This is a genomic window from Anaerolineae bacterium, assembly GCA_016931895.1.
In the GTDB taxonomy this organism is placed as follows: Bacteria; Chloroflexota; Anaerolineae; order 4572-78; family J111; genus JAFGNV01.
This window is the reverse complement of record JAFGDY010000130.1, coordinates 1-14,327: the sequence shown is the minus strand read 5'-3', so window position 1 is coordinate 14,327 and position 14,327 is coordinate 1. Positions and strand designations below refer to the sequence as shown.

Annotated in this window: 14 protein-coding genes; 7 read left to right on the top strand and 7 right to left on the bottom strand. The window is 51.4% G+C overall.

What is annotated here, in order from left to right; genetic code table 11:
• The first annotated feature begins 208 nt into the window (after positions 1-208).
• The 4 genes from JW953_09935 (at position 209) to JW953_09920 (ending at position 3,294) form a co-directional block, all read left to right on the top strand.
• A complete protein-coding gene (locus tag JW953_09935) occupies positions 209-1,225 on the top strand; it encodes a dihydroorotate dehydrogenase-like protein (protein MBN1993011.1) in 1,017 nt (338 codons plus the stop codon).
• 236 nt (positions 1,226-1,461) lie between these two features.
• Positions 1,462-1,614: a YqaE/Pmp3 family membrane protein gene (locus JW953_09930; GenBank protein MBN1993010.1), complete on the top strand. Its 153-nt coding sequence runs from the start codon at positions 1,462-1,464 to the stop codon at positions 1,612-1,614.
• 110 nt (positions 1,615-1,724) lie between these two features.
• Positions 1,725-2,372, top strand: a complete 648-nt coding sequence (locus JW953_09925; protein ID MBN1993009.1) for an alpha/beta hydrolase — start codon at positions 1,725-1,727, stop codon at positions 2,370-2,372.
• A 238-nt stretch (positions 2,373-2,610) separates the two neighbouring features.
• The gene (locus JW953_09920; protein MBN1993008.1) at positions 2,611-3,294 is read left to right on the top strand and encodes a hypothetical protein; all 684 of its coding nucleotides are present in this window, start codon (positions 2,611-2,613) and stop codon (positions 3,292-3,294) included.
• Here the strand turns inward: JW953_09920 and JW953_09915 are convergent.
• A complete protein-coding gene (locus JW953_09915) occupies positions 3,288-4,478 on the bottom strand; it encodes an FAD-dependent monooxygenase (GenBank protein MBN1993007.1) in 1,191 nt (396 codons plus the stop codon). The two genes, JW953_09920 and JW953_09915, sit on opposite strands and share 7 nt — an antisense overlap.
• Positions 4,479-4,571: 93 nt before the next feature.
• Here JW953_09915 and JW953_09910 point away from each other — a divergent pair, with 93 nt between their 5' ends.
• Positions 4,572-5,576: a bifunctional oligoribonuclease/PAP phosphatase NrnA gene (locus tag JW953_09910; protein MBN1993006.1), complete on the top strand. Its 1,005-nt coding sequence runs from the start codon at positions 4,572-4,574 to the stop codon at positions 5,574-5,576.
• A 142-nt stretch (positions 5,577-5,718) separates the two neighbouring features.
• Entirely contained in the window at positions 5,719-5,994 is a 276-nt protein-coding gene (locus tag JW953_09905; protein MBN1993005.1) for a zinc ribbon domain-containing protein, read from the top strand.
• An 81-nt stretch (positions 5,995-6,075) separates the two neighbouring features.
• On the opposite strand, the gene JW953_09900 is transcribed toward JW953_09905, so the two are convergent.
• From JW953_09900 to JW953_09875, 6 genes are all read right to left on the bottom strand, one after another.
• Complete coding sequence (locus JW953_09900) at positions 6,076-7,221, bottom strand: ABC transporter ATP-binding protein (GenBank protein ID MBN1993004.1); 1,146 nt, start codon at positions 7,219-7,221, stop codon at positions 6,076-6,078.
• 40 nt (positions 7,222-7,261) lie between these two features.
• Positions 7,262-8,947: an iron ABC transporter permease gene (locus JW953_09895; GenBank protein MBN1993003.1), complete on the bottom strand. Its 1,686-nt coding sequence runs from the start codon at positions 8,945-8,947 to the stop codon at positions 7,262-7,264.
• Between the two features lie 264 nt (positions 8,948-9,211).
• Positions 9,212-10,387, bottom strand: a complete 1,176-nt coding sequence (locus JW953_09890) for an extracellular solute-binding protein (GenBank protein MBN1993002.1) — start codon at positions 10,385-10,387, stop codon at positions 9,212-9,214.
• A gap of 130 nt (positions 10,388-10,517) precedes the next feature.
• Positions 10,518-11,213, bottom strand: coding sequence for a response regulator transcription factor (locus tag JW953_09885; protein MBN1993001.1), 696 nt, complete (start codon positions 11,211-11,213; stop codon positions 10,518-10,520).
• 7 nt (positions 11,214-11,220) lie between these two features.
• Positions 11,221-12,426, bottom strand: a complete 1,206-nt coding sequence (locus JW953_09880; GenBank protein MBN1993000.1) for a HAMP domain-containing histidine kinase — start codon at positions 12,424-12,426, stop codon at positions 11,221-11,223.
• A 360-nt stretch (positions 12,427-12,786) separates the two neighbouring features.
• Positions 12,787-13,068 (bottom strand): hypothetical protein, encoded by a 282-nt coding sequence (locus JW953_09875; protein MBN1992999.1) that lies wholly within the window; start codon positions 13,066-13,068, stop codon positions 12,787-12,789.
• Positions 13,069-13,107: 39 nt separating this feature from the next.
• Here JW953_09875 and JW953_09870 point away from each other — a divergent pair.
• Positions 13,108-14,327 (top strand): helix-turn-helix transcriptional regulator (locus tag JW953_09870; GenBank protein MBN1992998.1); only part of this gene is annotated, 1,220 nt, incomplete at its 3' end.

Here is a 14,327-nt window from a genome sequence, read left to right as displayed (position 1 = left end):
TGGGCGCGGTACGAGCAGTTGGCGGGTAAATAGTTGATCTTAAGACCTCAAAGGTTGTCCGGCGTTCGTCGGCAAAAACCTTTGAGGTTTCACCTTTTAATCAGCATTACAGGTCGCGTTTTTACCGTGATAATTTTGGGCAGTCAGTCAGGACATCATGCGACAAGCGCGACCTGTAATCATCTTACTCATCCAAGGAGACTGAGCTATGGACTTAAGCACTACCTACATGGGCATGACCTTAAAGAATCCCATTGTACCGTCGGCCTCACCGTTGTCTGAAAAGATTGACAATATCCGCCAAATGGAGGATGCAGGCGCAGCCGCCGTGGTAATGTACTCTCTCTTTGAAGAGCAGATCAAGGGCGAGAGCGAACAATTGGACCATTTCTTGAGTTATGGCACCGACACCTTTGCCGAGGCTTTGAGCTATTTCCCCGAAGCCGAGTCGTACAAAGTTGGCCCGGATGGATACCTGGAGCTAATCAGCCAGGCCAAACAGGCCGTGGACATTCCCATTATTGGCAGCCTCAACGGGGTTTCTACCGGCGGTTGGATTGAGTATGCCCAAAAAATTGAGCAGGCCGGGGCCGATGCGCTGGAATTGAATGTTTATTACATCCCCACCAATATCAACCGGCCCGGCAGTGAAATTGAGCAAATGTATGTGGACATTGTCAAGGATGTAAAAGGCAGTGTTTCCATTCCGGTGGCGGTTAAATTAAGCCCCTTTTTCAGCGCTACGGCTAATATGGCCCATCGCCTGGCCACCGAGGGCCAGGCCAATGCCCTGGTGCTTTTCAATCGTTTTTACCAATCCGATTTTGACCTGGAAAACCTGGAAGTCATCCCTCACCTGGAATTGAGCAACCGTTACGAATTACGCCTGCCTCTGCGCTGGGTGGCTATTCTCTATGGCCGGGTGCCGGTGGATTTTGCCATTACCAGTGGGGTGCATACTTACACCGGCGTATTGAAGTGTATGATGGCCGGGGCCAAGGTGGCTATGCTGGCGTCGGAACTACTGCGTAACGGCGCCGGCCGGATTGAAACAATTTTGACTGAAATAGCAGCCTGGATGGACGAGCACGAGTACGACTCGATTGCCCAGATGCAGGGCAGCATGAGCCAGAAGAATGTGGCCGAACCGGCTGCCTTTGAACGGGCCAACTACATGAAAGTGCTGCAATCCTGGAAACCCGACCCAACCGGGCAGCGTATTTAAAGGGTAATTAGTTTTTCCCGAGACCAGTTCACAAATGAACACAGATGCAGGCAACCATAGTTGCCTGCCCAGCCATTAGTTTATCTGGAAGCGTCTGAGTTGATTTGTGAACTTTTTTATTCTTAAGCCCTCCCCCTACCGTTTGCTTGAAACTTTTTGAGCTTATTTTCGTAATTAATATCAAGAATGTACACGTAATTTAGTTAGCAAATTTCTAAGGAAAGTAGGGTATAAAAATGGGATGTGGCAGACTATTATTGGCCATCTTACTTCCCCCCCTGGCTGTTCTGGATAAGGGCTGCGGCGCGTTTTTGGTGGTGCTCATCTTGACCCTGGTCGGGTGGGTTCCCGGCGTTATTGGGGCGCTGGTGCTTGGCTCAATTGATTAGAATTAAAGCCAGAGAAAAAGCGCAGGCTGTTTGAGCCTGCACTTTTTCCCATTTTGATCAGGCGAGGATAAACGTAACCAAAGACAAATCATTTGCCAGGAGATTTGACCATGCACGTGATGCTCATTCATGGGCAAGGCCGCACCCCCTTATCCATGTCTATTTTGGGGTGGCGGTTGAGCCAAAAACAGCACAATGTTCACTATTTTGGCTACGCTACCTATTTACAAACCTTTGATAGCATCACCCGGCGTTTTGCCCGGACCATCCGCGACGAAATTGGCGACGCGCCCTATGCCATTGTCAGCCATTCGTTAGGAGGTATCATTGCTCGCGCCGTTTTGCCGGAATTAGCCAGCCACCCGCCGCAACACCTGGTGATGCTGGCCCCACCCAACCAACCGGCCCGTATTGCCAAAATCATGCGTCCCAATCCACTTTATTGGTGGATTACCTGGGATTGCGGCCGCAAATTGGCCGATGACGCCTTTTATGACACGTTACCTTTACCCACTGTCCCCACCACCATCATTGCCGGGACCAGGGGCGTGGACGGTTTGCTTCAGCAAGCGATTTTTGGTACGGAAACGGTTAATGACTCCATTCTATCGGCGCAAGAAACTGGGTTGGGCGAAGGTTACGAGGTGATCTTAGTGCCGGCCACGCACGCCTTCATTATGAATTCCAAAGAGGTGGCGGCAACGGTGCTGGAGATTCTGGGCAATGGACATTGGCCAACGGAAAACGCACGAGCGTAAATTTTGCTGCTCTCGTTGTTAGAGATTTTCGAAAATTCCTGCTTGGGCTATAATAGAGTAAGTATAGATGTCCAGAAAAATTACTTCCCCAAAAAACAGGGTAACAGGTAGCAAGGTAGCAGATAAAAAGTTTGCTACTCTGTTACCTTGCTACCTGTTTCAGCGGCAAAAACTTTTCTGGAGCACTATATCTCCAACTTAATTGGACATATTATTTGTTAAACATGGAGGGAAATCTATGGCCCAGAGAAAACAATCGCGCGGCCAATGCGTTTTTTGTGGTCGAGAAATGGCCAAGGGTGGTTTGAGCAAGCACCTGGCCACCTGCGCAGAACGCCAGGCCGCTATTGATACCGCCAACCAAAAGCCGGGCAAAAGCGAAAACCTTTATCATTTGCAGGTGCAAGACGCCTATCTGCCCGACTTCTGGTTGCATTTAGAAATGAACGGCTCGGCAACGTTAAAGGAATTGGATCGTTATTTGCGGGCTATCTGGTTAGAATGTTGCGGCCATTTGAGCCGGTTTTCTTTTGGCGGTTGGAGCGGCAAGGAAATTTCAATGAAAACGCCCATCGAGCGAGTCTTCAACCCGGGCATCGAGTTGACCCATATCTACGATTTTGGCACTTCTTCAGAAACATTGGTCAAAGCTGTGGCCGTGCGGCAGGGCAAACCGCTCACCAAACATCCTATTACCTTAATGGCCCGCAATTTTCAGCCGGAGGTAGAGTGTATGGAGTGCAGCAAACCGGCCACCTGGTTATGCCTGGAGTGCGTGTACGAATTGGACCAGCCGGGGACGCTGTGCGACCAACATGCTCAAACGCATCCACACGATGACTACGGCGAGCCAATGCCGCTGGTGAATTCGCCGCGAGTGGGGATGTGCGGCTATACGGGGCCGGCAGAACCGCCTTACTGATTGCCGTCCTGCCTATCCTTCAGCCTAACCAACCGGCGGTCATTGACCGGCACGTAATAGGGATTATACCAGGCGACCAAACGAACGATGAGCGGAACCAACCGCCAAAACCACCCAACCAGGCGAGGCGAATTAAACAAATAAGCCAGCCGGGCTACGTTGGCCCGCATCCGTAATTGCGACAGGATGGGATGGGCCAGGATGCGCCGGTGATAATGGGTAAACGAAAAATCTTGGCGGGCAAAAGCATCAATAATGGCTTCTGCCGCCACCTGACCATAGGCCAGGGCAAAAGAAATGCCCTCGCCAAACATGGGGTCTGCGCCGGCAGCATCGCCCACCAGAATAACGTGGGGCATGGCAAAGCGCCCGCACGGGTCAAACCAGTGAATGGGATGGCCCTGCAAAAGGTAGTCGGCCAAATTCCGTTCTCGTTCGGCCAGGGCCTGGCGTAATTCTTGTTTGAGCGATACGGGGGGACGTTCTGGCCGGGCGCGGCTGTCAAACACGCCACGATTCATAAATGGTTGGCCCTTGACCAAACTGGGAAAATCCCAATAATAGCCCTGTAGGCCGGCCCTCATCCGGCTGAAGTCAAAAGTGGCGATGCCTTTTTGAAATTCTTCTTGTTCTTCAGCCGTTTCCGGCGTCAATACCTCCAGCAAGCGGGCCATGCGTTTGCCGTTATCCCACTTGAGCGCCCGGCGCACAAAACTACGCGACCCGTCCGCGCCCACCAGGATTTTGGCGTGAAAGGTTGTTTGCGCCGTGACAACTTCAATATAAGTAGGGTGAGGGATAATGGCCTTGACGGCCTCGCCCTGGCGCAACTGGATCCCCCGTTTTTCTGCCTGCCGGACCAACCAGTGGTCAAACTCATCCCGGCGCACAATCCGAAACACAGGGTCGTCGCGGACCGCAAACGTTAAATCCTGATAAACAAAGCGCAGTTCGCGTACCGGCACATGGGCCGGTTCAAACGCCAGCCCTAATCCGGTTAACACATCCTCGCCCAAACGGGTGATTCCCCCCCCGCACAATTTTTCGCGGGGATGAATGGCTTTGTCTATGGCCACCACGCGCCCGGCCCAGGTTGGCTCAGCCTGGATCAGGTGCAAAGCGGTAGACATGCTGGCCGGGCCGGCCCCAACAATAAAAACATCAACTTGTTGGATTTTTGACATCACGCTTAACCCTTAAGGTAAAAACAAAACCCTGAATTGCTTCATTTTAGAGATTGGGGCACAATCCGTCAATATCTTTGGGAATTAATGATAATGACCTTGTGGCAAGAGATTATCTGGACCATTCAAAATAAGCGCAATTTCATCATTACCTCGCACGTTAACCCGGATTGTGACGCGCTGGGCTCCGAATTAGTGCTGGCGGAACATTTGCGCCACCTGGGTAAACAGGTGGCTATTCTCAACAGTGATGCAACGCCAACGGCCTTCCGTTTTCTTGACCCCCAGAAGGTGATCAAAAAATATTCTCAAACCAAACACGCCACGCTCATTAAAAAAGCCGACTCGATTGTGGTATTGGATGCCTCGGGTGGATGGGAGCGCGTTGGCCGGGTGGGTGAGGCTTTGGCTCAGAGCAAGGCTCTAAAAATTTGTATTGATCACCATGCCGATCCTGCCGATTTTGTAGACCTGGCCGTGGTTGACGCCACGGCCGCCGCCACGGCCGAATTGATCTATGAGTTATTGCTGGCTATGGGCGGTTCGTTATCGGCAAATATGGCTCAATCACTTTACGCCGCTATCATCACCGATACCGGCAATTTCCGCTTTCCCAAAACCAGCCCGCGCACCCACCGCATTACGGCGGAGTTGTTGGCCGCCGGGGCCAACCCTATAGAGATATACCGCCAGGTTTATGAGCAATATTCATTAGGGCGCGTGCGTTTGAAAGGACACGTGCTAGACTCTATCAAAACTGCGGCCAATGGCCAGATAGCCTATTATGGTTTAGACAGGGCCACCTTAAAGGCTTATGGGGTAAAAATATCGGAGTTGGATGGATTTGCCGGTTTGGGCCAGGAAATTGGCGGCGTGCGCGTGGTTGTTTTTGGCGTGGAACGGACTAAAGGCCGGGTCAAAATTAGTTTGCGCAGCGATGGCAGCGTGGCCATTAATCACCTTGCCGCTGCCTACAACGGCGGTGGACATCCCTCTGCCGCGGGAGCTTTGGTAGAGGGGAATTTGGCTGAGATAATGGCCGAGACGGTGGAAAAAGTAAGCATATTGCTTGCGCAGCAAAGTCAAGATGCAGGCTAAGGGCGGCAAAGCCTATCCCCTGAAGACAAAACCTATTTGCCATTTTGCTGAAAAAAGTTTATATTTCCAACGTAATTCTAATAAAACTGGTATATAATGTAACGCGGTAAAAACCAAGCAATGAGTTTGTGAGGAAGTTGTTATGCCTATTTATGAATATGAATGTCTCACCTGTGGTATCCACTTTGAAAAACGTCAAAGTTTTAGCGACGAGCCTCAAGCTGATTGTCCTAACGGCCATTCAAATACCCGGCGTTTGCTGGCCGCTCCCTTAATTGTTTTTAAGGGCAGCGGTTTTTACGTTAATGACAGCCGCAGTAAAAATGGCGTCAACCACAGTTCTGCCGATAAAAAAGCGGAGAGTAAACCAAGCCCAAAGCCGGAGAAAAAAACTGAAACCCCACAAGAAACGGCTTAGGAGTCATCAATCTGCAAAAAAACCCGGCCAACGCCGGGTTTTTTGTTTTTTGCAATTTAATGTTTGCCCAAATTCTAACCCTTACCAGGATTGTGGGAGCACATGAAAAGCATCCGGGGGAAAGTGAAGAAAAACTCGATCTCCTTCTTGACGCAATTCTTCAAAACGCGGATTGTAGTTAGTTACCGACACAAAATATCCTCCCTGCACCTCAACTTCATATTCTACATGAGAGCCTAGATATTCTGCTTGTTTAATCTCCCCTTCTAAGCTGGCTTCAGTTTCTTGGCTACGGCGTAGTTGGACTGCTTCCGGCCGGATGACCAGATATACGGCCTCACCGCGTATGAAAGAATGACCATTGAATGTAAGCGAGATGGATTTTCCAAAAAAATCCAACCCCAGCTTGCCATCGGCATCTGTCAGAACCGTACTTTTAATAAAATTTGACTGTCCGACAAAATCAGCCACAAACACTGACGCGGGTTTGGTGTAGATTTCGGCAGGGGTGGCAACCTGTTCAATTTTTCCGTTATTCATCACCACAATACGATCCGACAAGCCCATTGCCTCGGACTGATCGTGGGTGACGTAAAGGCTGGTAATGCCCAGGCGTTTTTGGAGCCGCCGGATTTCGGTGCGCATTTGCACCCGTAGTTTGGCGTCCAGGTTAGACAGAGGCTCGTCAAACAGCAACACTCGTGGCTGCATTACCAAGGCTCTGGCCAGGGCTACGCGCTGTTGTTGCCCGCCCGACATTTGGTGGGGCATCCGGTTTTCCATACCCACCAGGTTCATCAGGCTCATGGCAATTTCGACTCTTTCTTTGATCAGGTCTTTGCTCAACCGTTTCACCCGCAGGCCATAGGCAATATTGTCAAAGACAGACATATGGGGAAACAGGGCAAACCCCTGAAAGACCATTGCCATAGGTCGTTTGTTGGGGGGAACATTGTTGATCACCTGGCCGTCCAGGATAACTTGGCCCGCGGTTGGAAATTCAAAACCGGCTACCAGGCGGAGGGTTGTTGTTTTGCCACACCCCGACGGGCCTAATAGGGTGAGGAATTCTCCCTGCCGAATTTTAAGATCAATGTCGTTCACCGCAATTTGGGGAGTATCCTTGGTAACAAATGTTTTGGTGAGACTTTTTAATTGCAGGGCAATGGTTTCGGATTTTTTCTCGACAGGTTTGAATAAACTAACGGTGGTATCTTTTGTTTCCATAGGTTTGTTTGTCCTTACACTTCTAGTCTGCATAAAGTTTTTAAGACTCAACCAGTCGCTCTGCGCCTGTATTTGAGCCAACGGTTAAACGTAACAAGCCAATTGCTATCAAAACGATGGCAATCAACACCACACTGTAAGCCGCGGCGTTGCCAAACCGGCCTGTTTCGGCCTCGTTCAAAATTTGGGCGGTCATAATGCGCCACTCGGGCGTAACGAGAAAGATAATGGGAGACAGAGACGTCATCGAACGGGCAAAAGCCCACACCAACCCGGCAAAAACGGCCGGACGGATCAGGGGGATGGTCACTTTATAAAAAGTGGTGGCCGAACTGGCGCCCAGGCTAAACGAGGCTTCTTCCATTGACTTGTGAATTTGGGTGAGCGCAGCCGAGCCGGCCCGCACAGAAGCGGAAATGCTGCGCACCGTGTAAGCCATGACGATGATGAAGGCAGTGCCGGTTAATTTAGGAATCAAGCCGCCAAGGAAAGGTTTGTTATAAGCCAGAATCAGGGCAATTCCAACCACGGTTCCGGGTACGGCCAATCCCAGCACAGAAGCCAGGTCCACCAGGGGCCGTCCAATGAATTTACGCCGGACCACAAGAAAAGCAATCAAGAGGCCCATCAGGGCGGCCAGCGGGGTAGCAATAGCTGAGAGTAAAATGGTATCTTTAAATGCTTCTGCGCCATAGCCGAATAACACAAAGCGGAAGTGATCCAGGGTAAAGTTGAAATTGATGCCCCATACTTCGGTAAAGGCCCCCACCAGGATATAACCATAGACCAGGAAAATGAGCGCAGCGAATAACAGCCCGCCGATGAAGAAGGGCCATCTTGCCCAGGGATTGGTAATCAAACGAACCTGGCCGGTGGGGTTGCCGGTGACAGTGATAAAAGAGTGACGGCTGATCCAATAATACTGCACAAAGAAAATCACCAGCGAGGGGACCAGGAGGATTGTTGATAAAACGGCCCCGGCTTCCAGATTGTACTCCCCGATGATGGCCAGATAGATCCGCGACGCTAACACCGTCATGCTGCCGCCCAACAACAAGGGATTGCCCAGGTCGGCGATGGCGGAAACAAACAGTAGCAGGAAGGCGCTGGCAAAACCGGGCAGGAGCAGGGGCAGGGTGATGGTACGGAACGTGCGCCCCCCACTGGAGCCCAGATTGATGGCTGCTTCGTCTAACGAAGGGTCTAGCGCGCGCAGCATACCCAGCAGGCTGAGGTAAGCAAAAGGGATAAAAGAAATGGTTAAGGCAAAGATTAGCCCGTCGGCGCCGTAAATGTCGTAACGAAGGCCAAGCCACTGTTTGGTAATCAAGCCACTGCGGCCAAACAGGGTTATGGTAGACATAGCCACAGCAAACGGAGGGGAAATGATAGGGATGATTGCGGCCAGGTGAAACAGGTTTTTGAAGGGCACCTTGACCCTTACCTGAATGTAGGCCAGCAGGAAACCAAGCGCTGTGCCCAGCGCAGCCACGCTCAAGCCGACCCACAAGGTGTTTAGAATCACCTGTCGCGTTTCGTTTTGGGTTAACAGATGAGAAAATAGCGGCAGCGCCTTGGCCGATACGCTGGTTAATAAAATTTTGAATAGCGGGTAGATGACGAAGCCGACGAGAAAGAGAACTGAAATGAGCAAACCGATAGCCAGAAAGCCATCCTGGCCAAGACGTCTGAACTCATATATTCGTTGCTCTAATGAGCGGATCATGTTGTCGTGTACTCCTTGTATATGGCGATATTGATATAGTTTTTCAGAAAAAGATATTGATTTTTTACCGGGTAAGCCGAAAGCATTGCCTTCGGCTTGCCTAAAAAACATTATCTAAAAAGCTATAGTAGTTGAATGGGTCTTGCTGATAAAACAGGGGCCGTAGTTATTAGTATCAGCCTTGTTCCCTACGACCCCTCACTATGCGTTAGGCTTATCTCTGTAGAAGCCGGTACTGCGGAAAAAGAGCAACTCGGCAGCCTTTTAGTCTTCTGGCGCAGCCATACCGTCTCGAACCTCTGCGGCGAACCGTTCCGGGAAACCGCCAGCCCGCAACTCTTCAACCAGTTCAGGGCTAAATCCTTGGGCCAGAACAACCTGAGCCAATTTGACTGCTTCGGGGGGAACTTGGGCGTTCGGGTTGGTAGGAATCTGGAAATTATCTGTGGTTGCCCCTAATTCCTGGGCGGCAGGAGTTAAGGCCCACTCGATGAATGTCTTTCCGGCTTCAGGATTCTTGGCTCCGGCAATGAGCGAAACCTGGCCAATCTCGTAGCCGGTCCCTTCTTGGGGAAAAGAGGAGACCAAATCAACGCCGGTTTCTTTGGCAAATTTAACGCAATCGTGGGAGAAAATAACCGAAACGGCCACTTCACCGGCGGCGGTCATCCGGCCTGGCGATGAGCCGCTTTTGGTGTATTGAAAGATGTTCTGGTCGAGCTGGCGCAAATACTCCAAAGCCCCATCTTCGCCGCCGTTGAGAGCAACCAAAGCGCCGCCGGCTGTCACAGCCGTGCCTGACGTGCGTTGGTCGGCCATAGCAATATTATCCTGGTAGATAGGGTCAAGGAGGTCTTGCCAGGAAGTTGGCACTTCAGCCCCAAGATCGTTGAGCAGTTCTTGATTAGAGCAAAAACCAAGCGCGCCAACGTAGATGCCGGTCCAGATACCGGTGGGGTCTTTTAAAACGTCATCAATAAACTCGGCATTGGCCGGAAGATAAGGTTCAATAAGATCCTCTTGGGCCGCCGCGCCAGGGCCAAGACTGGGGCCGCCAAACCACACGTCAAACGAGGGATCATCCTTTTCCGCCCGGAGACGAGCCAGCGCCTCACCGGACGACATGCGGACCATTGAGGTTTCAATCCCGGTGCTGGCCTCAAAAGCCTGAACCGCTGCCTGGCAATGATCCTCTTGCATCCCGCACAAAACAGTTAGCGGGCCGCTAATTTTAGGCGCAGGTTCATCGGTTGGTTCAGATTCCGGCACGTCTGTGGGCGCAGGTTCTGGCGCATTTGTTGGTTCAGCGGACGCCTCGGCGGCCTGGGTTGGGGCCTGGGTGGGAGGTAAGGGAGTAGATTCTGCGGCTGCCGTGGTGCAGGCGACCAAAATCAAGCCGGCCATAAGCCAAAGTGCTATCCAAAAGTAATTACATTTCATAGTTATTCCTCCTTAGGTTAAGTAGATTAAATATATTGCTGATACTGCCAAGGAGTATAACACAGGTAAGGATGTCTATGGTTTCCTAAAAGTTACATTTAGGTAACAGTTTGGTAACAGCACGGCGGCTTTAAGGGCCTGGTGGGATGAATTGGTAGCCTACCCCGCGAATGGTTCGAATAAAACGGGGTGTTTTGGGGTCTGGCTCTATTTTTTGTCGCAGCCGATAAATCTCAACTTTGACCATTTCCGGCCCTCCTTCCCAGATTTCCAACTCCCAGACCTCTTTGAGCAGTTCCTGCACGCTTAACACCCGTCTCTCATTTTTTATCAGGTAAACCAGTAGACGATATTCAAGGGCGGTCAGCTCTACCGGGCGGTTATTGAGGGTAACGGTGTGGCTTAAAAAATCTATATTGAGCGGGCCTTTTTGCACGGGGGGCGTAAGGGGCGTTTGACGCGCCCGCCGGAGAATGGTTTGCACGCGCAAAACCAGTTCGCGGGTGCTGAAAGGTTTGGGGATGTAATCGTCGGCCCCTACTTCCAGGCCGGTAATCACGTCGGCCTGATCAGACCTGGCGGTGAGCATAAGGATGGGAAGCATGGTGTCTTGCCGGATTTGACGGCACAATTCAAAACCATCTATGTCGGGCAACATTACGTCAAGAACAATAATATCAACGTGGCGATCTCTGATATATTGTAGGGTTTGATGACCATCGTAGGCGGTGAGAACTTCGAAGCCAGCAACCTGTAAGGCATAACTAATCACGCCTACCATTTGGGGTTCATCGTCTACAACAAGTACCACGGGTTTGTCGTTCATTATCCGGTTACTCCTCTGTTGGCTGGCCCGCAAAAGGAAGACTCATAAAAAATGTTGTGCCCTGGCCCAAGCTGGTATCAACGTATACTTTGCCGCCATGTAATTCCGCAATCTGTTTGACAATCAATAGCCCCAATCCGGTACCCTTGCCTTCAGTGGCAAACCGGCGAAAGAGTTGTTGGCGCTGTTCAACAGACATCCCTGCCCCGTCATCTGTTACCGAAACCAGCAACCCCAGGTCATTTTTGGCCACTGAAACAATGATTTGACCTTGGGACGAAGTATGCCGGATAGCGTTTTGAATCAGGTTGATCATGGTTTGCCGCAAAAGCACCGGATCGGCATGCACCGTGGGGAGCACCTGGGGATAGTAGGTTCGGATGTCTTGTTTGCGGCGGGTAGCGAGGGTACGCATATCAGCTACCACCAACCGGATAATATCACGGATGTCGGTAGGGTGAAAGCTGGGCTTAAAGACCCCGGACTCTAACTTACCCTGGGTTAACATATTTTCGGCTTGAGCGGCAATGTAACGGCTGTTCTCGTCTATGTTTTCTAAAAACGTGCGCTGCTGCTCAGTTAAGGGACCGGGCGCTCCATCCAGAATCAGTTCAACTGAGGTTTGGATCAGGGTCAAGGGCGTACGGATTTCGTGGGCGCGCATTAAAAAACGGTCGGAGCGTGTTTCAGCCTTTTTTTCCAGTTCGGTGCGGAGGGTAACTTCGCCCGCCAAACGATGTCCAACGGCGCCGGTTATGGCCCCAATGAGGATAAAGGCCAGGCTACGAGTGACGATGAGGGGCAGTGGTTGAGGGTTGGTCACGATGGGGAAAAAGATGATAACATTCAGGCCAATGGCGATCAAACTCAACCATAGGGGGACGTGCCAAATAGCCACAGAACAGGATGCCACGATTAAGGGGGCATATAACAAAACAAATATCTGATCCAAACCCAGGGTCAGCATAGCCGCCAGCACCACATCGCTAATGATACTGATGATTGTTACCAGGGGACGGGTGGGGGGCCACAAGCGGGCTAACTCCGGGCCAAGTAAAACTGCCAGCAACAGCGGCCAAAACGGCCGTATTAATTGCCAAATTTCAGGGGGTCGGAATACCCCCAACACCAGAGGCGCGAGAGCGACGATGAGCCAGCGGCCAAGCCGCCAACCTATTTTGTCGAACAGGCCTGGAGTCACTTGTGTTAGCATTTGTTTTAACAGTTGGTAGCGTAAGGTGATTATCCAAATTTTTTACTGATTGAGTATCAAAATCAATCCATTATACCCCAGATTTGAAGACGAGAACAACTTTAATGTTTTTCCGGTTTGTGCCGGCTACGGCGCGCCGTGACGCGGCGAGAAGAGTTACCTCTCTGCGAGTAATCGCGGTGCAAACCATTCAACACCGGAGTGACGAAGTGGCAAGTTAAGGGGCCACTGCCCTGGGATACAGCGGCGGCGGCCGAGTTAATGTCAACAAGCCAGCAAGCTTATCCGCAAATGCATCCAAAAATCGCTGCGTCGCCTGAGTGTTGCCTGGTTTCTTAAATATTCTTAAAGATGAAAAGGTCACGTTGTTGGCTTTGGGGAAGGTTTGAGTTGGAAAAGTGAACCCGCAATCCTGAATACGCAATTAGCAACAGAAAATTGCGACCAACGCTTGAAATGAACAACAGGCCACCACTGATTGATAGTGGCCTGTTTTTTGTTGAACAAACCCGGCAAAGTTAGGGCCAGCAGGTACGTACAGCTTATTGGTCCAATAGGGGCCAACAGGCTCAGGCGCTCAAAATTCATCCGTCGCTTGTTTTGTGCTAAAATGGGATGGAGTAAATTATCAACGGTTTGCACGGGGGTATCCTCTTGAGAGCAACATTTGAAACTGGAAATGTGCCGAAATCTAACTTACTGGCCACAAAATTGCACCGGCCTGTCCTTCCGGCCAAATGGGTTCAACGCCCACATCTTAGCCAACGCTTGCATGAAGGATTGGCCTTCAACCGGCAGATCACGCTCGTATCGGCCCCGGCCGGATTTGGAAAAACCACCTGCATCAGCGAATGGCTGAACACATTGCCCAACTGGCCAATAGCATGGTTGTCCCTGGATGCTGCGGATGACGACCCTGGACGCTTCTTTGCCTATTTTATTGCGGCCTTGCAACAGGTAGAGGCGAACCTGGGCCGGGATATCGAGAGCGTATTGCGCTCCGGGCAACTTCCTCCGGCCGAGATCATTAGCGCGACCCTGATTAACGATATTCTGAAATTGGCGGGCCGCTTTTTGCTGGTTCTGGATGATTTTCACGTGATCCAGGATCGTTTCATTCTGCAAGTTTTGGAGCAATTGGTTGCCAATCTGCCCCCGCCACTATACCTGGTTCTGCTGACCCGCGAGGACCCCCCTTTGCCGCTGGCCCAACTCCGGGCCAACAACCGGCTCACCGAGATTCGGGCGAAGGATTTACGTTTTACCGACGGTGAGGCAAACCGTTTTTTGAATGAGGTGATGCGCCTTTCCCTTTCCCAGGCGGATGTCGCCGCCTTAGAAGACAAGACCGAGGGTTGGATCGTTGGCTTACAACTGGCCGGTCTGTCTGTCCGCGACCGGGACAATCCATCCGATTTCATCGCCGCCTTGAGCGGCAGTCACCGCTTTATTCTGAGCTACCTCACCGAACAAGTCCTCCACCGGCAGCCGGAAGAGGTCCAGCAATTTTTGCTGCAAACCTCTATTCTGGACAAGCTGAACGGTGATTTATGTAACGCGGTCACCGGCCGTTCCGATGGTCGGGCCTTGTTGGAACGGCTGTTCAACGGCAACCTGTTCCTGATCCCCCTGGACGACGAGCAGCAATGGTATCGGTATCATCATCTGTTTGCCGACTTGTTGCGCGACTTGCAAAATGATCTCCAGAAAGATAAAGCCGCTAAGCTGCATCAGCGCGCCGGCCGCTGGTATGCCCAAGCGGGAATGGTGAGCGAGGCCATCCCGCACGCGCTGGCTGCCGAAGATTATGCGCTGGCTGTGGACCTGCTTGAAAATCACGCCATGGAAATGATTATGCAGGGGTATGCCAAAACGGTGAACGGTTGGGTGCAGGCGATACC

Bases quoted from the DNA above. Each gene is read 5' to 3' on its own strand.
- JW953_09935 (MBN1993011.1), top strand. From the start codon at position 209: ATGGACTTAAGCACTACCTACATGGGCATGACCTTAAAGAATCCCATT.
- JW953_09930 (MBN1993010.1), top strand. From the start codon at position 1,462: ATGGGATGTGGCAGACTATTATTGGCCATCTTACTTCCCCCCCTGGCT.
- JW953_09925 (MBN1993009.1), top strand. From the start codon at position 1,725: ATGCACGTGATGCTCATTCATGGGCAAGGCCGCACCCCCTTATCCATG.
- JW953_09920 (MBN1993008.1), top strand. From the start codon at position 2,611: ATGGCCCAGAGAAAACAATCGCGCGGCCAATGCGTTTTTTGTGGTCGA.
- JW953_09915 (MBN1993007.1), bottom strand. From the start codon at position 4,478: ATGTCAAAAATCCAACAAGTTGATGTTTTTATTGTTGGGGCCGGCCCG.
- JW953_09910 (MBN1993006.1), top strand. From the start codon at position 4,572: ATGACCTTGTGGCAAGAGATTATCTGGACCATTCAAAATAAGCGCAAT.
- JW953_09905 (MBN1993005.1), top strand. From the start codon at position 5,719: ATGCCTATTTATGAATATGAATGTCTCACCTGTGGTATCCACTTTGAA.
- JW953_09900 (MBN1993004.1), bottom strand. From the start codon at position 7,221: ATGGAAACAAAAGATACCACCGTTAGTTTATTCAAACCTGTCGAGAAA.
- JW953_09895 (MBN1993003.1), bottom strand. From the start codon at position 8,947: ATGATCCGCTCATTAGAGCAACGAATATATGAGTTCAGACGTCTTGGC.
- JW953_09890 (MBN1993002.1), bottom strand. From the start codon at position 10,387: ATGAAATGTAATTACTTTTGGATAGCACTTTGGCTTATGGCCGGCTTG.
- JW953_09885 (MBN1993001.1), bottom strand. From the start codon at position 11,213: ATGAACGACAAACCCGTGGTACTTGTTGTAGACGATGAACCCCAAATG.
- JW953_09880 (MBN1993000.1), bottom strand. From the start codon at position 12,426: ATGCTAACACAAGTGACTCCAGGCCTGTTCGACAAAATAGGTTGGCGG.